The following is a 24,304-nucleotide window of genomic DNA, read 5'->3' as shown; positions in this document are numbered from 1 at the left end:
CCGTGGCACCCACTGACGAGCCCGGGCCGACCGCCCGGCAGACATCCCGGCCCGGCGCGACGCCGCCCTCCGACACCCCGGCGGGCGGCGCCGTCGGGCAGGCCGCGCGCATGCCCCGCTGGCTGCCGCGCGCCATGGTCCTGGCGCTCGCCCTCGTCGGGGTGTTCCAGCTCGGCACCTGGGCTTTCCACCAGCTCATAGGTCTGCTGCTGAACGTCCTCATAGCCTTCTTCCTGGCCCTCGCCGTGGAACCCGCGGTGAGCAGGCTGGCCGCCCGCGGCATGCGCCGGGGGTTCGCCACCTTCCTGGTCTTCTTCGGCCTGCTGATCGTGGTCGCCGGGTTCTTCACCCTCCTCGGATCGATGCTCGCGGGCCAGATCATCAAGATGATCGAAGGCTTCCCCGAGTACCTCGACTCCGTGATCAACTGGGTCAACACCACGTTCCACACCGAGCTGCGCCGGGTCGACATCCAGGAGGGACTGCTCCACTCCGACTGGCTGCGGAAGTACGCCCAGAACAGCGCCGCCGGCGTCCTGGACGTCTCCACCCAGGTCCTGGGCGGCCTGTTCCGGATGCTGACGATCGCGCTGTTCTCGTTCTACTTCGCCGCCGACGGACCGCGACTGCGCCGCGCCCTGTGCTCCGTCCTGCCGCCCGCCAAGCAGGCCGAGGTGCTGCGCGCCTGGGAGATCGCCGTCGACAAGACCGGCGGCTATCTGTACTCACGCGGGCTGATGGCGCTGATCTCGGGCATCGCGCACTACATCCTGCTGGAGGCCCTCGGCATCCCGTACGCGCCGGTGCTCGCCGTGTGGGTGGGCGTGGTCTCGCAGTTCATCCCCACCATCGGCACGTATCTCGCGGGCGCCCTGCCCATGCTGATCGCGTTCACGGTCACCCCGCTGTACGCGCTGTGGGTGCTGGTCTTCGTCGTGGTCTACCAGCAGTTCGAGAACTACATGCTCCAGCCCAAGCTGACCGCCAGGACCGTGGACATCCACCCGGCGGTCGCCTTCGGCTCGGTCATCGCGGGCACCGCCCTCCTCGGCGCGGTCGGCGCGCTGATCTCCATCCCGGCGGTCGCCACGCTCCAGGCGTTCCTGGGCGCCTATGTGAAGCGGTACGACGTCACGGACGACCCCCGCGTCCATGGCCACCGGCGCCGCGGCGAGGGGCCGAGCCCGCTGTCCCGCGCGCGGGGGCTGTGGGGGCGGCGGACACGGGTCCCGGGCCAGGCGCGGGACCGGGCTCAGAACCGGGAAGGCGCGCCCGGGGCCGAGACCGGCAGCGGCCCCGGCTCCGAGTCGTACGCCGGCTGAACCGCCGTTCCCGAGGGAGCAAGCTCCCTGAAGGCACGGCTCAGTACGTGAGCACGGCCCGTACGCCCGCCGCGGCGACCGCCGCCCAGTAGCAGCCCACCGCCGCGACCACGATCCGCCGTCGCACGGGCGCGCTCCACGGGGTGCGCGACAGCAGCCAGGCCAGCGCGGGCAGCACGAGGACGGCGTGCAGGCTCACCCCGTGCAGCGGCTTGAGCGGGGCCGTCGAGCGGTAGGCCGCCTCCTGGTGGCCGGTGCGGGTCAGGACGACTCCGCGCGCGATCATCGCCGCTCCCGAGGCGAGCGCGACCAGCAGGACCGCGAAGCCCGAGCGCACCGCGAGCGCCATCCCGGCGGGTCCCGTCGGCGGATGCCGGAAGGACACCACGGCGAAGACGGTCAGCAGCACCACGAGGACACCGCCGCCGACCGCGAGAGTCATGGACACGGCGGTGTCGAAGGGCGTCTCCATGTCCAGGTGCGAGGGCACGCGCCGCCATGCCTGAAGCGTGATGCCGCCGACCTCCACCACGCAGTCGGCGGCGAACACCCCGAGCAGCAGGGTGCGCAGCCGTGCGTTTAGACGCAGACACGAGGTGACCCGGACGACCGCGAAGAGGGTCACGCCGAAGGAGAGCCCGAAGGTCACCGGCTTGCGCCAGGACACCGGCCCGTCCCAGGGGCCGCCGTCGACGGCGAAGACGACGAGATGGAGGAGGCCGGAGAGGATCAGGAGGACGGCGGTCGCCTCGTAGACGCGGTCCGGAGAAGGGGAGGTCGGGGAGGTCGGGGAGGTCAGGGAGGTCAGGGTGGTCGTCCGGTCGGGCATGCACCGAGCCTCCCGTCGCCGAGGCGTGCCGTCGTCCTCCGGTCGAAGGCATCCGGCGTACACCCCGTGAAGTAGTGGTGGTGTCGCGTGGTGCGCTTGACACGAAAATCGAACATCCATTCTTATGGAGGCTCCGGCGAGGTTCTCGACGGGTGTTACATCCCGGTTTGGTCGGGTGAGTCCCCGAGTTATCCACAGGCCGGACCGGCGTCGAGGCGCATTGTCAGTGGCAGGCGTTAGCGTCTTTGACGTGAAGCGATCGACTCAAGCAAATCGGGTGGAACCCATGGCAGGAACCGACCGCGAGAAGGCCCTGGATGCCGCTCTCGCACAGATTGAACGGCAATTCGGCAAGGGCGCGGTCATGCGCATGGGCGAGCGGTCGATGGAGCCCATCGAGGTCATCCCGACCGGGTCGACCGCACTCGACGTGGCCCTCGGCGTCGGCGGTCTGCCGCGCGGCCGCGTCGTCGAGATCTACGGACCGGAGTCCTCCGGTAAGACCACGCTGACCCTGCACGCCGTGGCCAACGCCCAGAAGGCCGGCGGCCAGGTCGCCTTCGTGGACGCGGAGCACGCCCTCGACCCCGAGTACGCGAAGAAGCTCGGCGTCGACATCGACAACCTGATCCTCTCCCAGCCGGACAACGGCGAGCAGGCCCTGGAGATCGTGGACATGCTGGTCCGCTCCGGTGCCCTCGACCTGATCGTCATCGACTCCGTCGCCGCGCTCGTGCCGCGTGCGGAGATCGAGGGCGAGATGGGCGACAGCCACGTCGGTCTCCAGGCCCGTCTGATGAGCCAGGCGCTGCGGAAGATCACCAGCGCGCTCAACCAGTCCAAGACCACCGCGATCTTCATCAACCAGCTCCGCGAGAAGATCGGCGTGATGTTCGGCTCCCCGGAGACCACGACCGGTGGCCGCGCGCTGAAGTTCTACGCCTCGGTGCGGATCGACATCCGCCGTATCGAGACCCTGAAGGACGGCACGGAGGCGGTCGGCAACCGCACCCGCTGCAAGGTCGTCAAGAACAAGGTCGCGCCGCCCTTCAAGCAGGCCGAGTTCGACATCCTCTACGGCCACGGCATCAGCCGCGAGGGCGGTCTGATCGACATGGGCGTGGAGCACGGCTTCGTCCGCAAGGCCGGCGCCTGGTACACGTACGAGGGCGACCAGCTCGGCCAGGGCAAGGAGAACGCCCGCAACTTCCTCAAGGACAACCCCGATCTCGCCAACGAGATCGAGAGGAAGATCAAGGAGAAGCTGGGCGTCGGAGTCCGTCCGGCGGACGCCTCGGCGGAGCCCGGCGCGGATGCCACGGCCACCCCGGGCACGCCCGCGGACGACGCCAAGACGGTCCCGGCTCCCGCCGCCAAGACCGCCAAGAAGGCCGCGGCCGCCAAGAGCTGATCCGTGACACGACGAACGGACTGGGCCGAGCACGCGCACCCCGGCACCCCACGGGAGCCGGGGAGCCGGGAGGACGGCGGCCTCCCCCCGGACCGCGCGGCGGACGGCGAGGGCGCTCCCCGGGGCCGGCGTGGGCGCCGCCGGCGCGGCTTCGGAGAGCCGTCCGCACAGGACGGAGGCACTTCCTCCTCGTCGAGGGCCGAGGAGGGGGAGTCTTCAGGGGACCCGGCTGAGCGGGCACGGGCGATCTGCCTGCGCCTGCTCACCGGGACCCCGCGCACCCGCAAACAGCTCGCGGACGCCCTGCGCAAGCGGGAGATCCCGGACGACGTGGCGGAGGAGGTGCTCTCGCGGTTCGAGGAGGTCGGGCTGATCAACGACAGCGCCTTCGCGGACGCCTGGGTGGAGTCCCGGCATCACGGCCGGGGCCTGGCCCGGCGGGCCCTGGCGAGAGAGCTGCGCACCAAGGGCGTCGACTCCGAGCTGATCGACGAGGCCGTCGGGCAGCTCGACTCCGAGCAGGAGGAGGCGACCGCCCGCGAACTCGTCGCCCGCAAGCTGCGCTCGACGCGCGGCCTCGACCGCGACAAGCGGCTCCGCCGTCTCGCGGGCATGCTCGCGCGCAAGGGCTACTCCGAGGGCATGGCCCTGAGAGTGGTCCGGCGGGCGCTGGAGGAGGAGGGCGAGGACACGGAGTTCCTGGGGGACGGCGAGTACTGAGCCCCCTCCCGCACGCGGCCCCGTCCCGCACGCGCCCGCTGCCGAGGCCCGCCGTTATGGACGAACGGCCCGCTACGGCGTCACCGGCAGCCCGGCCGCCTTCCACGCCTGGAAGCCGCCCACCAGATCCGTCGCCCGGTGGAGCCCCAGGCCGTGCAGGGAGGCGGCGGCCAGGCTGGACGCGTAGCCCTCGTTGCAGATGACGACGATCCGCAGATCGTGGCCCGTCGCCTCGGGGACACGGTGACTGCCCTGCGGGTCGAGCCGCCACTCCAGCTCGTTGCGCTCGACGACCAGGGCACCGGGGATCAGACCGTCCCGCTCACGCAGGGCGGCGTACCGGATGTCCACGAGCAGCGCCTCGCCCACACCGGCCGCCTCGTACGCCTCACGCGCCTCCACGCGCGTGTACCCGGCGCGGACCCGTTCGAGCAGCTCGTCTATGCCCACCGGCTGCTCTGCGCCGGCGCCCGCCGGTCGTTCTGTGCCCGTGCCCGCCCGCTGTCCGGCGCCGCTCACTGCCAGTCCTCCGGACGCTCGACCTGCTCCAGGCGCAGCACCTGTCCCGAGCGGCTGTAGCGGCGGATGCGGGGCAGCGGCGGGTAGTAGGCGTGGACGGAGATCGCGTGTTCCTCCGTGGACTCGTTGAGCACCTCGTGGACGTGGTGGCGTCCGAAGGAGCGGCCCCGGCCGGCCGGCAGCGTGCGCTCCCGGTCGACGCCCTCCGTCAGTTCCAGGGTCTTCCAGCCGTCGGTGGGCAGCCGCGCGGCCAGCGAGTACTCCTTGAGCGCGCCCCGCGCGGTGAGGAAGGCGCCCACCGAGTCGGCGTGGTCGTGCCAGCCGGTGCCCGAGCCGGGCGGCCAGCCGATCAGCCATGCCTCGCTGCCGCCGGGCCCCTCCAGGTGCACCCAGGTACGGCCCTCGGGGTCGAGGGGGAGCGAGGCGATCAGCTCGGTGTCGGCGGCGGTGCGCCGGACGAAGTCGAGAAGGTCCGCCTGGGTCGGCGCGGCGACGGCGGCGGCTGGGACAGCGGGAGAGACAGACACGGGTACCGTCCTGAGAACGTTCGCGGGTGCGGCGGCGCACAGGAGCGACTCGGGTCGCGGGGGCGCGTGCCGGTGGAGGAAAGGGTGCGAGTTCAGCAGGAGGGACGACACACGCAGCCCGCATAGCGGACGAGGTCCATATGGACCCTCCGCCACAGGCGCACATCGGTGTCGGTCACGATCCGGAGTACACCATGCCGGTGTGGGCCGGTCAACTCACTGTCGCCATGCGGACGGAGCGGGAACGGAGCGTACGGTCATGTGACGGTCGTACCGGATGCGCGGGCGCACTTGAGGGCTGCCTCCGGCCGGCGACAGCCCCCCAGACCACCCCATGACGCGCACGACGCTCATGTCGCCGCGGACCCGGCCGTCGCCTCCGCGTTCTCCATGCCGTCCGCGTTCTCCCGCGTCCGTCGGCCGCCCACCGCGGCCTCCGCCGCCGCGTACAGGTCGGCGGGGCGGACGCCGTTGAGCGCGGTGACCAGATGGCCGTCCGGGCGGATCAGCAGGACGGTGTGGGCGGCCGCGCCCGGATAGCTCTCGGCCACCAGCAGCTCGGCCGGGCACGGCAGTGCCGTCACCGCGGCGGCCAGCCGGGGCATGATCCCGGCCGACACCCAGTGCCGGCGCTCCCACACGCCCGTGCCCGGGGCGATCAGGACGACGAGCAGCGCGGCCCGGCCGAGCCGGTCCCGCAGCCGTACGAAGGAGCCGTCCTCCGCGGTCACCCGGACGTCCGCGACCGGTTCGCCGGGGGGCGTGCCCACCGGGACCTCCGCCTCCAGGTGCCGGGGCGCGAGCGGGGAGTGCGCGTAGGTGCCCGGCGCGCCGAGCGGGCCGTGCCCCAGGTGGCCGTCCGAGAGCAGCACGTCATGGCCGCGGGCCGCGCCGGGGACGTAGGTCCTTATGCCGCCACCGGCGCGCAGCAGGGGCAGGGCCTGGTCGGCGGCGCGCAGCCGGGCGGAGACGGCGGCGCGGCGCTCGGCCTGGTAGCTGTCGAGCAGTGCGTCGTGCGGCCCGTGGTGCCAGGCGAGGGACAGCTTCCAGGCGAGGTTGTCGGCGTCCCGCAGCCCCTCGTCGAGCCCCTGGGTGCCGAACGCGCCGAGCAGATGCGCGGCGTCCCCGGCGAGCAGCACCCGGCCCACGCGCCACCGGCGGGCCAGCCGGTGGTGCACGGTGTGCACACCGGTGTCGAGCAGCTCGTACGCGGGAACCGAACCCTCGCTCCAGCCCTGGAGGGTCTCCCGGACGCGCGCGACCAGCAGCTCGGGTGTGACGAGGTCCTTGCCGGGCGGGAGCAGCCAGTCCAGACGCCAGACGCCGTCCGGCAGCGGGCGTCCGGTGATCTCCCCGGCGGAGGGACCGGACGTCCGCCACGGCGGTGTCCGATGGAGCAACGCCTGACGGGGCCACGGAAGTTCCGCCCGGAGCGCGGCAACGGCGTGTCGTTCCACCGCCGTACGGCCGGGGAAGCGGATGTCGAGGAGTTTGCGGACCGTGGAGCGCGGTCCGTCGCAGCCCACCAGATAGCTGCCGCGCCACCAGGTGCCCTTCGAACCGCGGGTGTGGGCGGTGACACCGGAAGGTTCCTGCTCGATCGTGTCGAGCCGGCTGTCGGCCGAGATCCTCACCAGCCGCTCGGCCGCCGCGGCGGCGCGCAGGGCGCCGGTCAGCTCGTGCTGGGCGATGTGCAGCGGGGCCGGCTCGTCGCCGCCGAACGTGATCTCGCGCGTCACCTGCCTGCGCCGCATCGCCCGCCATCCGGCCCAGCGCATGCCCGTCTCGTCCAGCGGCTCACCGATGAGCCGCTCCATCAGGGCGGCGGTGTCGGCGCGCAGCACGACGGTGCGCGCGAGGCGGGGTTCGTCCTTGCCGGGGCCCTCGTCGAGGACGACCGACGGCACTTCCTGACGCGCCAGCGCCAGGGCGAGCGAGAGCCCCACGGGCCCCGCACCGACGATGATCACCGGGTCCACGGCGCGACACTCCCTGCCTTCGACGACGGTCTCGCGGGCGTGAGTGAACAACAGGGTGGAGCAGGGTGCACGATCACAGAATGAATGCAACCCATTGACGTTGTTTGCGTCAAGCGACGGAGGCAGCGGCGCGCGGGCCACTGCCTCCGTACAGGTCACATCGGTTGAGTGCGCGTCAGGTCTTGCCCACCGCGCCGGTGCCGTGGGCGCCGCCGACCTCGGCCGCGTTCAGATCGTCGATGTCCTCCGCGCCGAGCACCGCGCCCGTGCTGCGCTTGCTGCGCCGCAGCCGCTGCTCCAGCCAGCTCGCGAAGCTGGTCAGGATGAAGTTCAGCACGATGAAGAGGATCGCGATGACGATGAAGCTGGCGATCGGGTTGGCGTAGTTGGCCGCCAAGGTGCCGCGTGTGTTGAGCAGCTCGGTGAATCCGATCATCACACCGCCGAGCGCGGTGTCCTTCACGATGACCACCAACTGGCTGACGATCGCCGGCAGCATCGCCGTGACCGCCTGCGGAAGCAGAATGCTGCCCATCGTCTGGCCCTTGCGCATGCCGATGGCGTAGGCCGCCTCCGTCTGGCCCTTGGGGAGGGCCAGGATGCCCGCCTTGACGACCTCGGCGAGGACGGCGGCGTTGTAGAGCACCAGGCCGGTGACGACCGCGTAGAGCGGCCGGTCCTCGCTGCTGATGTCCGTGGAGCGGGCGTAGATCTCATTGGCGAACAGCATCAGCAGCAGCACCGGGATCGCCCGGAAGAACTCCACCACCGTGCCGGACGCGCCCCGCACCCACCGGTGATCGGACAGGCGCGCGATACCGAAAGCGGCGCCCAACGGGAGGGCGATCACCATGGCGAGCGCCGCGGCCTTCAGAGTGTTCGCCAGGCCGGGCAGCAGGTACGTCGTCCATGCCTGCGACTCGATGAAAGGCTTCCACTGGGCGGAGGCCCACAGGTCCTTCTCGTCCATCTTCAGCCACACCCACCACAGGAGCAGTAGGACCAGGAAGGCGAAGACCACCGTGAAGAGGACGTTGCGCCGCTTGGCGCGGGGGCCCGGAGTGTCGTAGAGGACCGAACTCATCGTTTCACCGCCAGTCGCTTGCTCAGCCAGCCCAGGAGCAGGCCGGTCGGCAGGGTCAGCACCACGAACCCGAACGCGAAGACCGCGCCGATGAGCAGTGTCTGCGCCTCGTTCTCGATCATCGTCTTCATCAGGTAGGCGGCCTCAGCGACGCCGATGGCGGCCGCCACAGTGGTGTTCTTGGTCAGCGCGATCAGGACGTTGGCCAGTGGGCCGATCACCGAGCGGAATGCCTGTGGGAGGACGACGAGCCGCAGGGTCTGGGTGAAGCTCAAGCCGATGGCGCGGGCCGCCTCCGCCTGGCCCAGCGGCACCGTGTTCATGCCGGAGCGCAGCGCCTCGCAGACGAAGACCGCTGTGTAGGCGACGAGGCCGAGCACGGCGAGCCGGAATCCCTGAACGTCGAAGTCTTTGCCGCCCAGGGTCACGCCAAAGACATCGGCGAGGCCGGCCGAGCAGAACAGGATGATGACCGTCAGAGGGATGTTCCGGACAATGTTGACGTAGGCGGTGCCGAACCCGCGCATGAGGGGGACCGGGCTGACCCGCATCGCGGCCAGCAGGGTGCCCCAGATCAAGGAGCCCACGGCGGATAGGGCGGTGAGTTTCACCGTCATCCAGAACGCCCCGAGGACGTCGTAACCTTCTAGAAAGTCGAACACGATCTCCCGCGCTTCCGGGTGGGTGGCATAGGGGGAGGGCAGGGCGCGCCGCCGCCGTGATCGCGACGGACGGCGGCGCGCCTCAAGAACCCCGGATGGCTGGGCCGCGGCCCCGCACTACTTGACGATCACGCCGATCTTCGGAGCCTGCTCGTTCTCGTAGTTCGCCGGGCCGAAGTTGGCGGCGACCGCCTTGTCCCAGGCGCCGTCGCTGACCATCTGCTCCAGCGCCTTGTTGATCTTGTCGACGGTCGCGGTGTCGCCCTTCTTGACACCGATGCCGTAGTTCTCATTGCTGAGCTTCAGACCGGCAAGCTTGAACTTGCCCTTGTACTGGTCCTGGGAGGCGAAGCCGGCGAGGATCGAGTCGTCGGTGGTCACCGCGTCCACGGCACCGTTCTGGAGGGCGGCGATGCACTCCGAGTAGGAGCTCACCTCCTTGAGCTTCGCGTCCGGAGCGATCGACTTCTGGACGTTCTGCGCCGACGTCGAACCGACCACTGAACACAGCTTCTTGCCGTTGAGGTCCGTGCCCTTGGAGATGTCCGAGTCGGACTTGACCAGCAGGTCCTGGTGGGCGAGCAGGTACGGTCCGGCGAAGTCGACCTTCTGCTTGCGCTCGTCGTTGATCGAGTAGGTGGCGGCGATGAACTTGACGTCACCGCGCGCGAGCGCGTTCTCGCGGTCGGCGCTCTTGGTCTCGACGAACTCGATCTGGTCGGGCTCGTAGCCGAGCTGCTTGGCCACGTAGGTCGCCACGTCCACGTCGAAGCCGGCGAAGGATCCGTCGGGCTTCTTCAGACCGAGACCGGGCTGGTCGTACTTGATGCCGACCTTGATCTTGCCGCCGCCACCGGTGCCGCCGGTGGAGCCGCTGCCCGCGTCGTCGTCGCTGTCGCCGCCGCACGCGGTGGCGGCGAGGGCGAGGGCGAGTACGGCGGCCGAGGCGGCGGTGACCTTGCGAAGCTTCATGACTACTTCCTTACGGTGATGAAAGGGCTGAGAGCGGTGCGGGTCCGTCGGACGAGCGGTCCGGTCCTGGGGCGCGGTCAGTGGTGCAGGATCTTCGACAGGAAGTCCTTGGCACGGTCGCTGCGCGGGTTGCTGAAGAACTGGTCGGGCGTGGCCTCCTCGACGATGCGGCCGTCGGCCATGAAGACCACCCGGTTCGCCGCCGATCGCGCGAAGCCCATCTCATGGGTGACGACGATCATGGTCATGCCGTCCCGGGCGAGCTGCTGCATCACCTCGAGCACCTCGTTGATCATCTCGGGGTCGAGGGCGGAGGTCGGCTCGTCGAAGAGCATGACCTTCGGATCCATCGCCAGGGCTCGTGCGATGGCCACCCGCTGCTGCTGGCCGCCGGAGAGCTGCGCCGGGTACTTGTCGGCCTGGGTGCCCACGCCGACGCGGTCGAGGAGGGCGCGGGCCTTCTCCTCGGCCTGCTTCTTGTCCGTCCTGCGGACCTTGATCTGGCCCAGCATCACGTTCTCGAGCACGGTCTTGTGCGCGAACAGGTTGAACGACTGGAAGACCATGCCGACGTCGGCTCGCAGCCGGGCCAGCGCCTTGCCCTCCTGGGGCAGCGGCTTCCCGTCGATCGTGATCGTGCCCGCGTCGATCGTCTCCAAACGGTTGATCGTGCGGCACAGGGTCGACTTCCCGGACCCGGAGGGCCCGATGACCACGACGACCTCACCACGGGTGATCGTCAGATCGATGTCCTGGAGTACGTGCAACGCGCCGAAGTGCTTGTTGACATCCTTCAGGACGACGAGATCGCCGGGCGGGACCGTGTCTTCCTTGGTCACCGATACATCGGTCATCGCTCTCAGGCTCCGTCCTCCTCGGTTTCGGAGGACAGTAGTAACCGGTCGCGACCAGCGTCATTACATCTGAGGGGAATCTGAGCATCACGATCCGATAGCAATCGGACACGTGTCGTAGCCCGTAGACCTGCGCGCGTATCGGCCGGATAACGGAAGTCGCCCGCAACCGGAACCTACTTGACGCCGTCGTCGTCCATCAGCGTGACTGCCATGGTGCACGCGCACGTGTGCAGGCTTTTTTGTACAGAACAAGACCAAACGGACGATGAACCGAAGGGGGCCCGGATGAGACTGCTCCTCGTCGAGGACGACAACCACGTCGCAGCCGCACTGTCCGCGGTCCTCAGACGGCACGGCTTCGACGTCACGCACGCGCGCAACGGCGAGGAGGCCCTCCAGGCGCTGGTCCCGGAGGGACCCGGCTTCGGGGTCGTCCTGCTCGACCTCGGCCTGCCCGACCAGGACGGCTACGAGGTCTGCGGCAAGATCCGAAAACGCACCGCCACCCCGGTCATCATGGTCACCGCCCGCTCCGACGTACGCTCCCGCATCCACGGCCTCAACCTGGGCGCCGACGACTACGTGGTGAAGCCGTACGACACCGGAGAGCTGCTCGCCCGGATCCACGCCGTCAGCCGGCGCACCGTCCACGAGGACCCGGCCGTGACCGGCTCCGACGACGCGCTGCGCCTCGGCTCCGTCCAGATCGAGCTGCCCACCCGCCGGGTCACCGTGGACGGTTCGGTCGTCCAACTGACCCGCAAGGAGTTCGACCTCCTCGCCCTGCTCGCCCAGCGCCCGGGAGTGGTCTTCCGGCGCGAGCAGATCATCAGCGAGGTCTGGCGCACCAGTTGGGAGGGGACCGGGCGCACCCTGGAGGTCCATGTCGCCTCCCTGCGCGCCAAGCTGCGTATGCCCGCCCTGATCGAGACCGTACGGGGCGTCGGCTACCGGCTCGTCGCCCCCGGCGCGTAGCGGGGCACCTTGCGCACGCGTCTGCTGCCGCTGCTCATCGTGCTGATGGCGGCCGTTCTGCTCGCCCTCGGCGTGCCGCTGGCCGTCAGTGTGGCCGGTGCCCAGCAGCAGAAGGTCGTCGTCGACCGGATCGACGACACCGCGCGTTTCGCCGCGCTCGCCCAGTTCGTGACCGTCCCGTCGGCGGCGGACGCCTCGGTGCCCTCCTCCACGGACGAGCGGCTGGAGACGCTCGAACGCGAACTGGACAGCTACTACGACGTCTACGGCATCCGTACCGGTGTCTTCTACCCCACCCGTACCCCCCTGGCCGCGTCTCCGGGCGACTGGACGCTCCCCCAGGAGGGTGAGGTACGGGACGCCTTCCAAGAGGCATTGCTCAGCCGCCGCAGCCATGATCCGCAGCAGGTATGGCCATGGCAGCGTCATCGACTGGTCGTCGCGTCACCGGTCATCCGGGACGGTGACGTCGTCGCCGTCGTCGTCACCGACTCGCCCACCGGGCCGATGCGGTCGCGGATCCAGCAGGGCTGGGTGCTCATCGCCGCCGGGGAGGCCGCCGCGATGCTGCTGGCCATCGGTGCCGCGCTCCGCCTGACCGGCTGGGTCCTCAAGCCCGTGCGCGTCCTGGACGTCGTCACGCACGCGATCGCCAGCGGCCGGCTGAAGTCCCGGGTCGCGGTCTCCGGCGGTCCGCCGGAACTCAGACGGCTGGCCCGGTCGTTCAACGAGATGGCCGACAACGTCGAGGACGTGCTGGAGCAGCAGCGCGCCTTCGTCGCCGACGCCTCCCACCAGTTGCGCAACCCCCTCGCCGCACTGCTGCTCCGCATCGAACTGCTCGCCTACGAACTCCCCGAGGGCAACGAGGAGATCGCCTCCGTCCAGAGCGAGGGCCGCCGCCTGGCCCAGGTCCTGGACGACCTGCTCGACCTGGCCCTGGCCGAGCACACCGAGGCCGATCTCCGGGTCACCGACATCGGCGCGCTGGCCGCCGAGCGCGTCGCCGCGTGGGCGCCCACCGCCGAGGCCAAGGGCGTCCGGCTGGTCGGCGACTGCCCGGCCACCACGGCCTGGGCCGACCCGGTCACGCTGTCCAGCGCGTTGGACGCGGTGATCGACAACGCCGTGAAGTTCACCCCGGAGGGCGAGAGCGTCGAGGTGACGGTCGCGGCGGACGGCGAGACCACCACCGTCGTCGTGACCGACCACGGCCCCGGTCTCACCGACGAGGAGCTCACGCGCGTGGGCGACCGCTTCTGGCGCAGCAACCGGCACCAGAACATCAAGGGCTCCGGCCTCGGCCTGTCCATCTCCCGGACCCTGCTCGCGGCGGGCGGCGGCTCCCTCTCGTACGACCGTCACGAGCCGACGGGGCTGCGGGTGACGGTGTCGGTGCCGAGGTCGGGGCCGACGGTGTGAGGTGTTCTACGGTCGCCGTGGTGCGGGGTTCTACGGCTTGACCGAGCGGTAGTAGCGGCGGGCGCCGTCGTGCAGGCGGAGGGGGTCGGTGTAGATCGCCGTGCGCAGGTCCACGAGCTGGGCGGAGTGCACGCGTGAGCCGATGTCGTCCCGGCTCTTGATCACGGTCCGGGTCAGCCACTCGGTGAGCCGGGGGTCCAGGTCCGTGCGGGTCATCAGCAGGTTGGACACCGCGATCGTCGGTACCGTCTCGCCGTTCTGAATGGTCGGGTACGCCGACTCGGGCATGTTCGTCGCGCGGTAGTAGCCGGTGGAGCGGTCCGCGTCGTGCATCTTGGCGACCAGCGTGGCGTCGATCGGCACGAACCGGAACTCGAAGCTCCCGGCCAGGTCGCGCAGACCGCCCGTCGGCACCCCGCCCGACCAGAAGAACGCGTCGATGTCACCCCGCTGGAGCTTCTGGGGACCGGTGTCGATGCCCTCCGACACCGCCGTGATGTCCGCGGCCGGGTCCACTCCGGCCGCCTTGAGCACCCGTTCCGCTATCAGCCGTACGCCCGATCCCGGCAGCCCGGTCGCCACGGTCAGGCCCTTCAGATCGGCCAGGGACCGCACCTTCGAGTCGCGTGCCACGACGAGCTGCACATAGTCGTCGTACAGCCGGGCCACACCGCGCAGCCGGGCCGACGCCTTCGGGTGCTGTGCCTCGTATGCCTGCACCGCGTCGGCGGCGGCGATGGTGAAGTCGGCCTCGCCGTTCGCCACGCGCGCGACGTTCTCCTGCGAGCCGTTGCTCGTCCGCAGCGTCACCTTCAGGTTCGGCATGTCCTTCGCCAGCTCGTCGCGCAGCAGGGAGCCGTACTCCTGGTAGACACCGCGGGTCGTGCCCGTGCTGAAGGTGATCGAGCCGCTCGGCGGGGCCTCGCCCAGGGGCAGCAGCCACCACAGCAGCAGACCGAGCGTGACGACACCGGCCGCCGCACCTTGCAGCGCCCGACGTCGGCCGATCCGGGGGAACACCTTGGACATGCGGTGATCCTGCCAGCCTGGACGCGGTGCTGACCAGGCCGGGGTCCACAGCGGGGGCTCGGCCGGGCTGTCGGCGGGCTGTGATCGGGCTGTGGGCGGGGCGGGTTGTCAGTGGTGGTCGTTACAGTCTGTGCATGAGTTCTTCGCCTGTCGAACTGGTCCGTGAGTTCCACCGCGCCTTCGGGCTCGACGCCCGCACCACCCCGACCGAGGTGGCGCCGAGCCTCGCCGCGCACCGCGGTGAGCTGCTCGCCGAGGAGGCGGCGGAGGTGGCCGAGGTGGCGGTCGAGGGCCCGCTGGACCGGCTCGCGCACGAACTGGCGGACGTCGTCTACGTCGCCTACGGCACGGCCCTGGTGCACGGCATCGACCTCGACGCGGTGCTCGCCGAGATCCACCGGTCCAACATGACGAAGCTGGGCCCCGACGGCCAGGTGGCCCGCCGGGAGGACGGCAAGGTCCTCAAAGGCGAGCACTACGAGGCACCGGACGTGTCGGCGGTCCTGCGCCGCCAGGGGTGGATACCTGGCGGCGCGTCCTAGAGGGCCTGCGCCTACCGCGCTACGAGGTCACGCGGCCGGCTTGCGCTAGGAGGTCTCCCCGCCGGCCAGCTTCCACTCGCGGTGGACGCTGCCGAGGGGGATGTTCCGCTGGAGCACGGGCGTGCCGAAGACGGCGAGCTGCAACCGCAGGGTGCCGTTGAGGTCGACCCCGCCGTGGACGGCCCAGGAGCCGTCGAACGTGAACACGTCGTCGGTGCCGGTCACCGTGCCGGTGGCCTCGCCGCGGACGTACGGGGCGAGGTCGGCGACGACCCCGACGCTGCCGTAGAGGCCGACGGTGGCCTCCGCCCCGAGGGCCGCCTGCACGCTGCCCGCGCTGGTGACGGTGGTCTTCACGGGCGTGCTCGTCATGTCGGCGGAGCTGACCGGCGTCCAGCCCTGGCCGAGGCCGAAGGTGCCGCCCGCCTTGAAGTCGCCCTTGAGATTCTGCTCGACGTCCACGGTGACCTTGCCGTCGCCGCTGATCCGCAGGTAGAGGGTGAGATCGAGGTTGACCACGACGGGCACGGGCCCGACCTGGAGCACCGGATCGGCGCGCAGGGTGGCGAACGGGATGCGCGTCGGGGCCGCCGAGGCGCCGGCGCGTCCCTTCAGCGCCCAGCCGGAGGTCCAGTCTCCGGACACACCGAGGTAGGCCGACGCGGGCGCGCTGTCGGTGCCCTGGCCGCCGTAGCGGAAGTCGACCTGCGGGGCGACCTGGACGAAGCCCTCGACGGACGCGGACGCCGAGGCGGCGGCGTTGCCCAGGGTGGGGAGGTCGGTGCGGACGTCGAGCCGCAGGCTGCCCAGGGGGACGGTCGCGCCCTCGGGGCCGATGTGGGTGTCCCGGGTGCGCGACCAGGAGACGTCGACGTCGGGCAGCAGCTCGTCGATGTCGAAGTCGGCCGGGGCGACCGGCACGCTGCCCTTCGCGGTGTCGTCGCCGAGCAGGGCGTTGAGCTGGGCAGGCTCGGTCTGTACCTCGGTGCCCTGGGGGGTCTCGTCGATCACCTTGGTGACCTTCGCGAGCAGTCCCTCGGGGGCGCCGGGGGCCGGGGCGCTGGCGATGACGTCGCCGACGGCGGTGCGGTGGGGTGTCTCGGGGGTGTTCCCCGGGCCGGCCTCCGACGCGCTGGGCGAGGTGCTGGGCGAGGTCCCGGGAGCGGGGGAGTTCGCGGTGGGCGAACTCGCGGGAGGAGCGGAACTCGGCTTGCCCGTCCGACCGTTGGAGGAAATGACGGCGCGTCCGGTCTTGCCGTCGTAGGAGCTGACGCTCAGCTTCGTGCGGTGGGCCTGGCCACCGGCGGAGCCCGGGCGGGCGGTGGCGGTCGCGGTGCCCGCGGGGGCGGCGGCCACCGTGAGGGAGCGGTCGGTGGAGTCGGGTGAGGCGTCGACCTGTGGGCCGGCGGTGGAGGCAGGGGGGTCGGCCTGGGACGGGGGAGAGGAGCAGCCCGCCGCGAGGAGAAGGGCGGATGCGGCTAAGGCGGGCACGAGGGCACGGGAGTGCCTCAGGCGTCTGCGCAAGGTCAGTCCTGGAGGTGGGGGGTGAGCTGAGGAGGACCGGCCGGGCAGTGGGTGTGCATGCGTACTACTGGCCGGTAACAGGCCATGAGCATGCCATGAGTAGGGGGAGTCGTTCGGCGGATCGGACACGTGGGGGGTGTGACGTGAGACACGGGTGGGAAGCGAGGGGCGCGTGAGGGAAGGGGAGTGTGAGGCGTGAGGGAGGGGACGCGTGAGGGAAGCAGGTGACGCGTGAGTGGGGGGAGAGGCCGGGGTGACGACCCCTTCCCCCCCTCCCCCCACTCCACAGGCCGCGGCCGCGCGCTCGCTCAGGCGCTCGCCGGTGCCCTGACTGCCACTGTTGCCGCTACCGCTGCGCCTCGGGCAGTTGCTCCTGGGCGCCGGTGCCGGAGGCCGTGCCCTTGGCGCCCGCACCCGCGGCCGTATCCGTCCCCGCGGGCGGCTTGCGGCGGCCGGTCCACCAGGTGGCGACCGGTTCCGTGTAGCGGGCGGTGAGGGGGCCGAGGACGACCAGGAGGAGGACGTACGCCGTGGCGAGCGGGCCGAGGGACGGCTCGATGCCGGCCGAGACCGCGAGTCCGGCGATGACGATGGAGAACTCGCCGCGTGCCACCAGCGCGCCACCGGCCCGCCAGCGTCCCTTCGGTGAGACACCGGCGCGACGGGCGGCCCAGTAGCCGGTGGCGATCTTCGTCGCGGCGGTGATGACGGCCAGCGCGAGCGCGGGAAGGAGGACCGGAGGAATGCTCGCCGGGTCGGTGTGCAGTCCGAAGAACACGAAGAACACCGCGGCGAACAGATCCCGCAGCGGGCTGAGGAGCGTGTGCGCGCCCTCGGCGACCTCACCCGACAGCGCGATACCCACCAGGAAGGCGCCCACGGCCGCCGACACCTGGAGCTGCTGGGCCACACCGGCGACCAGGATGGTCAGGCCGAGCACCACGAGCAGCAGCTTCTCCGGGTCGTCGCTCGACACGAAGCGCGAGATGACCCGGCCGTAGCGCACCGCGGCGAACAGCACGAGCCCCGCGACGCCCAGCGCGACGGCCAGGGTGACGCTGCCCGCGGCCAGTCCGGCCCCGGCCACCAGCGCCGTGATGATGGGCAGGTAGACCGCCATCGCCAGGTCCTCGAGGACGAGGACGCTGAGGATGACCGGTGTCTCGCGGTTGCCGACCCGGCCCAGGTCGCCGAGGACCTTGGCGATCACACCGGACGACGAGATCCAGGTGACGCCCGCCAGCACCACGGCCGCCACCGGGCCCCAGCCCAGCAGCAGGGCGGCGGCCGCACCGGGCAGCGCGTTGAGGGCGCCGTCCACGAGACCGGAGGGGTAGTGCGCCTTGAGGTTGGAGACCAGATCGCTCGCCGAGTACTCCAGGCCGAGCATGAGCAGCAGCAGGATGACGCCGATCTCGGCGCCGGTGGCGACGAACTCCTCGCTCGCGCCGAGGGGCAGCAGTCCGCCCTCGCCGAAGGCCAGACCGGCCAGCAGATACAGCGGGATCGGCGAGAACTGGAATCGGGCGGCGAACCGGCCGAGCAGGCCGAGGCCCAGGATGATGGAACCGAATTCGATCAGCAGAACGGCGGAAGAATGCACCCGGCCCTCACTCCCGACCGAGTATCGCCGCGGCCGCGTCCACGCCTTCGCGGGTGCCGATGACGATGAGGGTGTCACCACCCGCCAGGCGGAAGTCCGGCGCGGGGGAAGGTATCGCCTCGGCCCGCCGCAGCACGGCCACGATCGACGCGCCCGTCTCCGTGCGCATCCGGGTGTCGCCCAGCAGCCTGCCGTTCCAGCGGGAGGTGGCCGAGACCTCGATGCGCTCGGCGACCAGTCCGAGGTCCGTCGTGTAGAGGAGGCTCGCGCTGTGGTGGGTGGGCTTCAACGCGTCGATCAGCGATCCCGCCTCGGCGCCGGTCAGGTGGATGGAGTGCGAGCACGAGTCCGGGTCGTCGGCCTGGTAGAGGCCGACGGTGCGGGTGCCGTCGCGGTGCGCCACCACCGAGAGATGGCGCTGCTCGCGCGTCACGAGGTCGTACTGGACTCCTATACCTGGCAGCGGTGTCGTCCGGAGGCGTGGAGCAGACACGTTTCTTCCCCTTGCTGATCGTTCCTGCGTAGCGGCTGCCCCGACGGCGCACCGAGGCGCCGCCGCCGGATGCGAGCAGCAGACATGCTGCCATCCCCCCGTACGGTGGCGACATGGGTGTTGTGACGGATGGACAGCGGGGCCGGGCGGCGGAAAGGGTGGTCACGGCGGCGCTGTGGGTGCGTGGCGCCGCCGGGTTGAGCGGAGGGAAAGGGAACGTGTCGCTGTTCTGGCGGATCTTCGCCCTCAACGCCCTCGGCCTCGTCGTGGCCGCCGCGCTGCTGCTCGGTCCGGTCACCGTATCCACTCCGGTCCTGCCGGGGGAGGCGTTCGTCGTACTGGCCGGTCTCGCCGTGCTCCTCGCCGTCAACGTCCTGGTGCTGCGGGTCGGGCTGGCGCCGCTCGGCCGCCTCGGGCGGGCCATGGCCGCCGCCGACCTGCTGCGGCCGGGGGCCCGCGCCGTGGTCTCCGGACCGGTGGAGACCGCCGGGCTGATCACCACCTACAACGCCATGCTCGACCGGCTGGAGGCCGAGCGCGCCGCCAGCGCGGGACGGGCGCTGTCCGCGCAGGAACGCGAACGGCACCGGATCGCGCGCGAACTCCACGACGAGGTCGGCCAGACCCTGACCGCCGTCCTCCTCCAGCTCAAACGGGTCGCCGACCGGGCCCCGGCCGAACTGCGCGAGGAACTCGGCCAGGCCCAGGAGGCCACCCGCGCCGGGCTCGACGAGATCCGCCGCATCGCCCGCCGGCTGCGCCCCGGCGTCCTCGACGAACTCGGGCTGATCAGCGCGCTGCGGTCGCTCGCCGCCGAGTTCACCGACCACGGCCTGACCGTCCGCCCCGAGCTGCGGCCCGGCCTGCCCCCGCTGCCCCAGGAGACGGAACTCGTGCTCTACCGCGTCGCCCAGGAAGCCCTCACCAACACCGCCCGGCACTCCGGCGCCGACCACGCCGAACTCCGTCTGCGCCCCGCCGCCGACGGCGTCGAACTCCTCGTACGCGACAACGGGCGCGGGCTGGACGAGACGACCGGCGAGGGCGCCGGAATCCGCGGGATGCGGGAGCGGGCGTTGCTGATCGGGGCGCGGTTGGTGATCACGTCGGGACCGGCTCCGGGTGGTGGCCGGGGGCCCGCCGCGGGAGTCGGGGAGGCCGGGCGGCAGGGCGCCGCCGACCGTCTCGACCCCGGGCGTGCGGGGACGGAGATCCGGCTGTGGGTGTCGTCCCTGATGCCGCCCGCCGAACCGGTGACCGGCGTCCCGGACGGCGAACGGGCGGGCGCGGCCGGGTCCGGAGCGGGCCGATGAGCTACGGCCGAGACGGTCGCGAAGGCCGAGACGGTCGCGAAGGCCGAGACGGTCGGGTCGGCCCCGATGGCCGGGTCGGCCCCGACGGTCGGCCGATCCGGGTGCTGCTCGCCGACGACCACACGCTCGTCCGGCGCGGCGTGCGGCTCATCCTGGACGGCGAACCCGACCTCCAGGTGGTCGCGGAGGCCGGGGACGGGGCCGAGGCCGTCGAGAAGGCCCGCGCCGGGGACATCGACCTCGCCGTCCTCGACGTGGCCATGCCCCGCATGACCGGCATCCAGGCGGCCCGTGAACTCTCCCGGCGGCTGCCCGCCCTGCGCATCCTCATCCTCACCATGTACGACAACGAGCAGTACTTCTTCGAGGCTCTCAAGGCGGGCGCCGGCGGATACGTGCTGAAGTCGGTCGCCGACCGGGACCTCGTGGAGGCGTGCCGGGCGGTGGTGCGCGACGAGCCGTTCATCTACCCCGGCGCCGAGCGGGCCCTAGTCCGCTCCTACCTGGACCGGCTCCACCGCGGCGACGGCCTCGACGGTCTGCCCGAGCGGCCCATCACCGAGCGCGAGGAGGAGATCCTCAAGCTGGTCGCCGAGGGGCACACCTCCCGCGAGATCGGCGCGCTGCTCCACATCAGCGCGAAGACGGTCGAACGCCATCGCGCGAACCTCCTCCAGAAGCTCGGCATGCGGGACCGCCTGGAACTCACCCGCTATGCGATCCGGGCCGGTCTGATCGATCCCTGAAGATCGCTCTCTCAAAGGGCAGCGGTGGATCCGGCCGCCGGTCGCGCCTCGCATACTGTTCCGGTCGGCCCGTTCCGGTCGACGACCGGGAGGTCCCGGCATCCGTCCGCCCTCGAACCCGGAGGTCGCAGCATGAGGATCTCGCAGCGCGCCCAGGCCGTCGCGCCGTTCTACGCCATGGAGTTCGGCAAGCACGCCGCCGCTCTCCAGGCCCAGGGCCACCACGTCGTCAAGCTCAGCCTGGGGGAGCCGGACTTCGGCGCGCCCCCGGCCGTCGTGGCCGCGATGCGGGACGTGATGGACGGCGGCACGTCCCTGGCGTACACGGCCGCCCTCGGCCTGCCCGCGCTGCGGGAGGCCATCGCGGGCTTCTACCGGGACCGGCACGACGTCGACGTGGACCCGGCCCGGGTCGTCGTCACCGCCGGTGCCTCGGCGGCGCTCGTCCTGGCCACCGCCGCGCTCGTCGACCCGGGTGACGAGGTGCTCATCGCCGACCCGTCGTACCCCTGCAACCGGCAGATCGTCGAGAGCTTCGGCGCGCGCGTCGGTCTCGTTCCGACGACGGCCGAGACCCGCTACCAACTGGACGCGGCGACCGTACGGGCGCACTGGACGGACCGGACGCGCGGGGTCATGGTCGCCACCCCGTCGAACCCCACCGGCACCTCCGTCCCCACCTCCGAACTCGCCGCGATCTGCGAACTCGCCCGCGAGCACGACGCCTGGCGCCTCGTCGACGAGATCTACCTCGACCTCGCCGACCACGACGAGCGGGGCCGCCCGCCGCGCAGCGCGCTGTCCCTCGACCCCGGGGCCGTCGTCATCAACAGCTTCTCGAAGTACTTCGGGATGACCGGCTGGCGGCTCGGCTGGTGCGTGGTCCCCGAACCCCTCGTGCCGGCGCTGGAACGCCTGGCCCAGAACTACTTCCTCTGCGCCTCCGCCCCCGCCCAGCACGCCGCGCTGGCCTGCTTCACCCCCGAGTCCCTCGCCGTCTGCGAGTCCCGCCGGGCGGAGTTCGGCGAGCGCCGCGCGCTGGTCCTCGACGGCCTGGAGCGCATCGGACTGCCGGTCCCGGTCCCGCCCGACGGCGCGTTCTACGTCTACTTCGACGTCAGCGGCACCGGCCTCACGTCCTGGCAGTTCTGCGAACGCGCCCTCCAGGAGGCCCACGTGGCCCTCACCCCGGGCCGCGACTTCGGCACCCACACCGCCGAGACCCACGTACGCCTGTCCTACGCGGCCTCAGCCGACGAACTCCGCGAGGGAATCGCCCGCTTGGGCAAGTTCGTGTCCTCGCTCGGGTAGCAGCGGCCGTTCCTCGGGGCTCTCAGTCGCCCAGTCTCGGCGTCCCCCTCACCCGCCCCGCCCCACCGCCCCGTCCAGCAGCGGCCCCAGTTCCCGGGCCACCGTTGTGAGCGGGCGGACGTCCCGTTCGGCGCGGGAGAGCAGGATCGCGCCCTCCAAGGTGCTGATCATCAGGGTGGCCAGCGCGGCGGAGCGATCGGCCGGGACGCCCATGTCCTCCAAGGCCCCGGCCACCGCTCCGCTCCAGCCCGTGAACGCGGACGACGCCGCCTCGCGGGTGGAGGTGGACGACTCCGCGCGGTCCACCGTGGCGGCGGCCACCGGGCAGCCGCCCGCGAAGCCGGTCGTCTCGTACTCGTCGGTCCACTGCCGGACCATCGCCGCGAACAGGCCGCTCGGCGTCGGCTCAGGGAGCGACGCCACGAAGCGGGCGACGCGGTTGCCCGCGTAGCGGCCGGCCCAGCCCACCGCCTCGTTGACCAGTTGTTCCTTGCCGCCGGGGAAGTAGTGCTGGAGGGATCCGCGCGGCGCCCCCGCGTGCTCGGCGACCTCCCGCATCCCCGTCGAGGCGACCCCGTCGCGCCGGATGAGCTGGGCCGCGCTGAAGACCATCCGCTCCCGTGGGCCCCGTTCGGACACCGCCATCCCGACCTCCCGGTTCGTCGCCCCACAGCTTCCCCTCAGCCTATGACCGTCGTCATAGCAGGGGCTACTATGACCACTGTCATAGTCGAGCGCCCCGCACGGAGGGTCCGTCATGTGCGACCGCCTGGGTTTCATCGGCCTCGGTGTCATGGGCCGGCCCATGGCGCTCAACCTCGCCCGCGCCGGAACCCCCCTCGTCGTCTGGAACCGCACCCCGGCCCGCACCGCACCCCTGCGTGAGGCGGGCGCGGAGGTCGCGGCCGGCCCCGCCGAGGTGTTCGCGCGGGCGGGGACGGTGTTCCTGATGCTGGCCGACGAGACCGCCGTGGACGCGGTGCTCGCACGCGGCACCCCCGACTTCGCCCCGCGGGTCACCGGACGCACCGTCGTCCACATGGGCACCACCTCGCCCGCGTACTCGGCGGGCCTGCGGGACGACGTCCGGGCGGCCGGCGGACGGTACGTCGAGGCGCCGGTCTCCGGGTCCCGCACCCCCGCCGAACAGGGCGAACTCGTGGCGATGCTGGCGGGCGACGACGACGCCCTCGCGGCGGTGCGGCCCCTGCTGGCCCCGATGTGCCGCGAGACGTTCGACTGCGGTGCCGTACCGGGCGCGCTGCTGATGAAGTTCTCCGTGAACCTCTTCCTGATCACCCTGGTCACAGGGCTGACCGAGGCGTTCCACTTCGCCGACCGGCACGGACTCGACCAGAGCTTGCTCCGGGACGTCCTCGACGCCGGACCGATGGCCAGTGCCGTCTCCCGGGTGAAGGCCCCCAAGCTGCTGACCCGCGACTTCGCCGTCCAAGCGGCGGCCGCGGACGTCCTGAAGAACAACCGGCTGATCGCCGAGGCCGCCCGCGCCGCCGGCCTCGCCTCACCCCTCCTCGACGTCTGCCACACCCTCTACGGCGAGACCGTCGACCAGGGCCACGGCGGCGAGGACATGGTCGCCGTCCTGCGCGCCCTGGAGACCCGCACCGCCAAGGCCGACGCCCCCGATGTCACCGGTTCCACCTACCCTTGAGTCATGCCGCATGTCGCCGTGACAGCGCTGAGCCACCCCGGACTGCTCCGGGACCGGAACGAGGACAGCCTCGTCGCCGGACCGTGGACCCTGTGCGCGACGGTGACCGAGAACCCGCAGACCCTGGTGTTCCCCCTCGGCTCACCCCTGGTCGTGGCCGTCGCCGACGGGCTCGGCGGGCACCCCCGCGGTGACGTGGCCAGCGGACTGGTGGTCCGCCGGCTCGCGTCCATCGGCCCCGTCCTGACCGACGAGGGCACCGTCCGCGACACCCTCGACACCTGCAACCGTGCCGTGTACCAGGCGGCCGGCGGCGACGCGGGCGGCGACCTCGCCGGCATGGGGACCACGGTCGCCGGAGTGGTCGTACGCGCCGACGACCTGCTCGTCTTCAACGTCGGCGACAGCCGGGTCCTCGCCGTCCACGACGACGGCCTGCGCCAGGTCAGCGTCGACGACAGCCCGCCGCTCGCCCCCGGGCAGCGCACGACGTCCGTGGTCACCCAGTGCCTCGGCGGCAGCCCCGACTTCCGTCCCGTCCAGGCCCATGTGACCGCCTTCCCGCTGGCCCACGGCGACCGCTACCTCGTCTGTAGCGACGGACTGACCGACCCCGTCCCGCAGGACACGATCGAGGAGGTGCTGCGCGAGTACGACGACGCGCGTGCCGCCTTCGAACTGTGGAAGGCGGCGATGGCCGAGGGCGGCCCCGACAACATCACGCTCGCCCTGCTGCGCATCTCGGACGACGCGGAGGACCCGGAGACCCCGGAGGAATGAGGCCGGGCCGGG

At 71.6% G+C, this 24,304-nt stretch carries 25 protein-coding genes; 11 read left to right on the top strand and 14 right to left on the bottom strand.

The window, feature by feature from the left end:
- The first annotated feature begins 2 nt into the window (after positions 1-2).
- A complete protein-coding gene (locus G6W55_RS23725; protein WP_309243803.1) occupies positions 3-1,322 on the top strand; it encodes an AI-2E family transporter in 1,320 nt (439 codons plus the stop codon).
- Between the two features lie 40 nt (positions 1,323-1,362).
- On the opposite strand, the gene G6W55_RS23720 is transcribed toward G6W55_RS23725, so the two are convergent.
- Positions 1,363-2,151, bottom strand: coding sequence for a hypothetical protein (locus tag G6W55_RS23720; protein ID WP_254876409.1), 789 nt, complete (start codon positions 2,149-2,151; stop codon positions 1,363-1,365).
- A 286-nt stretch (positions 2,152-2,437) separates the two neighbouring features.
- On the opposite strand from G6W55_RS23720, the gene recA reads away from it, so the two are divergent.
- Complete coding sequence (recA, locus tag G6W55_RS23715) at positions 2,438-3,562, top strand: recombinase RecA (RefSeq protein WP_175522860.1); 1,125 nt, start codon at positions 2,438-2,440, stop codon at positions 3,560-3,562.
- A 3-nt stretch (positions 3,563-3,565) separates the two neighbouring features.
- Positions 3,566-4,282 carry a recombination regulator RecX gene (gene recX / locus G6W55_RS23710; RefSeq protein ID WP_175522859.1) on the top strand — a complete coding sequence of 239 codons (717 nt, stop codon included), beginning with the start codon at positions 3,566-3,568 and terminating at the stop codon, positions 4,280-4,282.
- A 72-nt stretch (positions 4,283-4,354) separates the two neighbouring features.
- On the opposite strand, the gene G6W55_RS23705 is transcribed toward recX, so the two are convergent.
- The 8 genes from G6W55_RS23705 to G6W55_RS23675 form a co-directional block, all read right to left on the bottom strand.
- Positions 4,355-4,801, bottom strand: a complete 447-nt coding sequence (locus tag G6W55_RS23705) for a rhodanese-like domain-containing protein (protein ID WP_375372464.1) — start codon at positions 4,799-4,801, stop codon at positions 4,355-4,357.
- Complete coding sequence (locus G6W55_RS23700) at positions 4,798-5,328, bottom strand: cysteine dioxygenase (RefSeq protein ID WP_085212768.1); 531 nt, start codon at positions 5,326-5,328, stop codon at positions 4,798-4,800. The genes G6W55_RS23705 and G6W55_RS23700 overlap by 4 nt, the downstream gene beginning before the upstream one ends.
- A gap of 92 nt (positions 5,329-5,420) precedes the next feature.
- Positions 5,421-5,492: a putative leader peptide gene (locus tag G6W55_RS39615; protein WP_309544753.1), complete on the bottom strand. Its 72-nt coding sequence runs from the start codon at positions 5,490-5,492 to the stop codon at positions 5,421-5,423.
- Positions 5,493-5,678: 186 nt separating this feature from the next.
- Complete coding sequence (locus G6W55_RS23695) at positions 5,679-7,307, bottom strand: FAD-dependent monooxygenase (protein WP_175522858.1); 1,629 nt, start codon at positions 7,305-7,307, stop codon at positions 5,679-5,681.
- 175 nt (positions 7,308-7,482) lie between these two features.
- Complete coding sequence (locus G6W55_RS23690; RefSeq protein ID WP_175522857.1) at positions 7,483-8,391, bottom strand: amino acid ABC transporter permease; 909 nt, start codon at positions 8,389-8,391, stop codon at positions 7,483-7,485.
- A complete protein-coding gene (locus tag G6W55_RS23685) occupies positions 8,388-9,053 on the bottom strand; it encodes an amino acid ABC transporter permease (RefSeq protein WP_175522856.1) in 666 nt (221 codons plus the stop codon). The genes G6W55_RS23690 and G6W55_RS23685 overlap by 4 nt, the downstream gene beginning before the upstream one ends.
- A gap of 117 nt (positions 9,054-9,170) precedes the next feature.
- Entirely contained in the window at positions 9,171-10,025 is an 855-nt protein-coding gene (locus tag G6W55_RS23680) for a glutamate ABC transporter substrate-binding protein (protein WP_175522855.1), read from the bottom strand.
- 77 nt (positions 10,026-10,102) lie between these two features.
- Positions 10,103-10,879: an amino acid ABC transporter ATP-binding protein gene (locus G6W55_RS23675; RefSeq protein ID WP_030796528.1), complete on the bottom strand. Its 777-nt coding sequence runs from the start codon at positions 10,877-10,879 to the stop codon at positions 10,103-10,105.
- A 288-nt stretch (positions 10,880-11,167) separates the two neighbouring features.
- Between G6W55_RS23675 and G6W55_RS23670 the strand changes: the two genes are divergently transcribed.
- Complete coding sequence (locus G6W55_RS23670) at positions 11,168-11,857, top strand: response regulator transcription factor (protein ID WP_175522854.1); 690 nt, start codon at positions 11,168-11,170, stop codon at positions 11,855-11,857.
- A gap of 9 nt (positions 11,858-11,866) precedes the next feature.
- Complete coding sequence (locus G6W55_RS23665; RefSeq protein ID WP_175522853.1) at positions 11,867-13,279, top strand: HAMP domain-containing sensor histidine kinase; 1,413 nt, start codon at positions 11,867-11,869, stop codon at positions 13,277-13,279.
- A 30-nt stretch (positions 13,280-13,309) separates the two neighbouring features.
- On the opposite strand, the gene G6W55_RS23660 is transcribed toward G6W55_RS23665, so the two are convergent.
- The gene (locus G6W55_RS23660) at positions 13,310-14,308 is read right to left on the bottom strand and encodes a TAXI family TRAP transporter solute-binding subunit (protein WP_175522852.1); all 999 of its coding nucleotides are present in this window, start codon (positions 14,306-14,308) and stop codon (positions 13,310-13,312) included.
- Positions 14,309-14,442: 134 nt separating this feature from the next.
- On the opposite strand from G6W55_RS23660, the gene G6W55_RS23655 reads away from it, so the two are divergent.
- Positions 14,443-14,850, top strand: coding sequence for a MazG nucleotide pyrophosphohydrolase domain-containing protein (locus G6W55_RS23655; protein ID WP_175522851.1), 408 nt, complete (start codon positions 14,443-14,445; stop codon positions 14,848-14,850).
- A gap of 45 nt (positions 14,851-14,895) precedes the next feature.
- Here the strand turns inward: G6W55_RS23655 and G6W55_RS23650 are convergent, their stop codons facing one another.
- From G6W55_RS23650 to G6W55_RS23640, 3 genes are all read right to left on the bottom strand, one after another.
- On the bottom strand, positions 14,896-16,341 hold the full coding sequence (locus tag G6W55_RS23650; RefSeq protein ID WP_175522850.1) for a hypothetical protein: 1,446 nt from the start codon (positions 16,339-16,341) through the stop codon (positions 14,896-14,898).
- Between the two features lie 379 nt (positions 16,342-16,720).
- Positions 16,721-17,977 carry a cation:proton antiporter gene (locus tag G6W55_RS23645; RefSeq protein ID WP_175522849.1) on the bottom strand — a complete coding sequence of 419 codons (1,257 nt, stop codon included), beginning with the start codon at positions 17,975-17,977 and terminating at the stop codon, positions 16,721-16,723.
- A 7-nt stretch (positions 17,978-17,984) separates the two neighbouring features.
- The gene (locus G6W55_RS23640) at positions 17,985-18,470 is read right to left on the bottom strand and encodes a cation:proton antiporter regulatory subunit (protein WP_030796542.1); all 486 of its coding nucleotides are present in this window, start codon (positions 18,468-18,470) and stop codon (positions 17,985-17,987) included.
- A 218-nt stretch (positions 18,471-18,688) separates the two neighbouring features.
- On the opposite strand from G6W55_RS23640, the gene G6W55_RS23635 reads away from it, so the two are divergent.
- The 3 genes from G6W55_RS23635 (at position 18,689) to G6W55_RS23625 (ending at position 21,840) form a co-directional block, all read left to right on the top strand.
- Positions 18,689-19,783: a sensor histidine kinase gene (locus tag G6W55_RS23635; RefSeq protein WP_309243802.1), complete on the top strand. Its 1,095-nt coding sequence runs from the start codon at positions 18,689-18,691 to the stop codon at positions 19,781-19,783.
- Positions 19,784-19,884: 101 nt separating this feature from the next.
- Complete coding sequence (locus G6W55_RS23630; protein WP_309243801.1) at positions 19,885-20,529, top strand: response regulator transcription factor; 645 nt, start codon at positions 19,885-19,887, stop codon at positions 20,527-20,529.
- Positions 20,530-20,661: 132 nt separating this feature from the next.
- Entirely contained in the window at positions 20,662-21,840 is a 1,179-nt protein-coding gene (locus G6W55_RS23625; protein ID WP_175522848.1) for a pyridoxal phosphate-dependent aminotransferase, read from the top strand.
- Between the two features lie 48 nt (positions 21,841-21,888).
- On the opposite strand, the gene G6W55_RS23620 is transcribed toward G6W55_RS23625, so the two are convergent.
- The gene (locus G6W55_RS23620; RefSeq protein WP_175522847.1) at positions 21,889-22,485 is read right to left on the bottom strand and encodes a TetR/AcrR family transcriptional regulator; all 597 of its coding nucleotides are present in this window, start codon (positions 22,483-22,485) and stop codon (positions 21,889-21,891) included.
- 112 nt (positions 22,486-22,597) lie between these two features.
- On the opposite strand from G6W55_RS23620, the gene G6W55_RS23615 reads away from it, so the two are divergent.
- Together G6W55_RS23615 and G6W55_RS23610 are read left to right on the top strand one after the other, a co-directional pair.
- Complete coding sequence (locus G6W55_RS23615; RefSeq protein WP_175522846.1) at positions 22,598-23,512, top strand: NAD(P)-dependent oxidoreductase; 915 nt, start codon at positions 22,598-22,600, stop codon at positions 23,510-23,512.
- Between the two features lie 3 nt (positions 23,513-23,515).
- The gene (locus G6W55_RS23610) at positions 23,516-24,292 is read left to right on the top strand and encodes a PP2C family serine/threonine-protein phosphatase (RefSeq protein WP_175522845.1); all 777 of its coding nucleotides are present in this window, start codon (positions 23,516-23,518) and stop codon (positions 24,290-24,292) included.
- Positions 24,293-24,304 lie beyond the last annotated feature (12 nt).

Source organism: Streptomyces sp. CAI-85, from assembly GCF_013363615.1.
GTDB classification, from domain to species: Bacteria; Actinomycetota; Actinomycetes; order Streptomycetales; family Streptomycetaceae; genus Streptomyces; species Streptomyces antibioticus_B.
This window is presented reverse-complemented; position numbering and strand designations above follow the sequence as displayed.

Excerpts from the sequence above, each read along its gene's own strand:
- G6W55_RS23720 (WP_254876409.1), bottom strand. The coding sequence starts at position 2,151 with ATGCCCGACCGGACGACCACCCTGACCTCCCTGACCTCCCCGACCTCC.
- recA (WP_175522860.1), top strand. The coding sequence starts at position 2,438 with ATGGCAGGAACCGACCGCGAGAAGGCCCTGGATGCCGCTCTCGCACAG.
- G6W55_RS23690 (WP_175522857.1), bottom strand. The coding sequence starts at position 8,391 with ATGAGTTCGGTCCTCTACGACACTCCGGGCCCCCGCGCCAAGCGGCGC.
- G6W55_RS23680 (WP_175522855.1), bottom strand. The coding sequence starts at position 10,025 with ATGAAGCTTCGCAAGGTCACCGCCGCCTCGGCCGCCGTACTCGCCCTC.
- G6W55_RS23675 (WP_030796528.1), bottom strand. The coding sequence starts at position 10,879 with ATGACCGATGTATCGGTGACCAAGGAAGACACGGTCCCGCCCGGCGAT.
- G6W55_RS23670 (WP_175522854.1), top strand. The coding sequence starts at position 11,168 with ATGAGACTGCTCCTCGTCGAGGACGACAACCACGTCGCAGCCGCACTG.
- G6W55_RS23660 (WP_175522852.1), bottom strand. The coding sequence starts at position 14,308 with ATGTCCAAGGTGTTCCCCCGGATCGGCCGACGTCGGGCGCTGCAAGGT.
- G6W55_RS23655 (WP_175522851.1), top strand. The coding sequence starts at position 14,443 with ATGAGTTCTTCGCCTGTCGAACTGGTCCGTGAGTTCCACCGCGCCTTC.
- G6W55_RS23625 (WP_175522848.1), top strand. The coding sequence starts at position 20,662 with ATGAGGATCTCGCAGCGCGCCCAGGCCGTCGCGCCGTTCTACGCCATG.
- G6W55_RS23620 (WP_175522847.1), bottom strand. The coding sequence starts at position 22,485 with ATGGCGGTGTCCGAACGGGGCCCACGGGAGCGGATGGTCTTCAGCGCG.
- G6W55_RS23615 (WP_175522846.1), top strand. The coding sequence starts at position 22,598 with ATGTGCGACCGCCTGGGTTTCATCGGCCTCGGTGTCATGGGCCGGCCC.
- G6W55_RS23610 (WP_175522845.1), top strand. The coding sequence starts at position 23,516 with ATGCCGCATGTCGCCGTGACAGCGCTGAGCCACCCCGGACTGCTCCGG.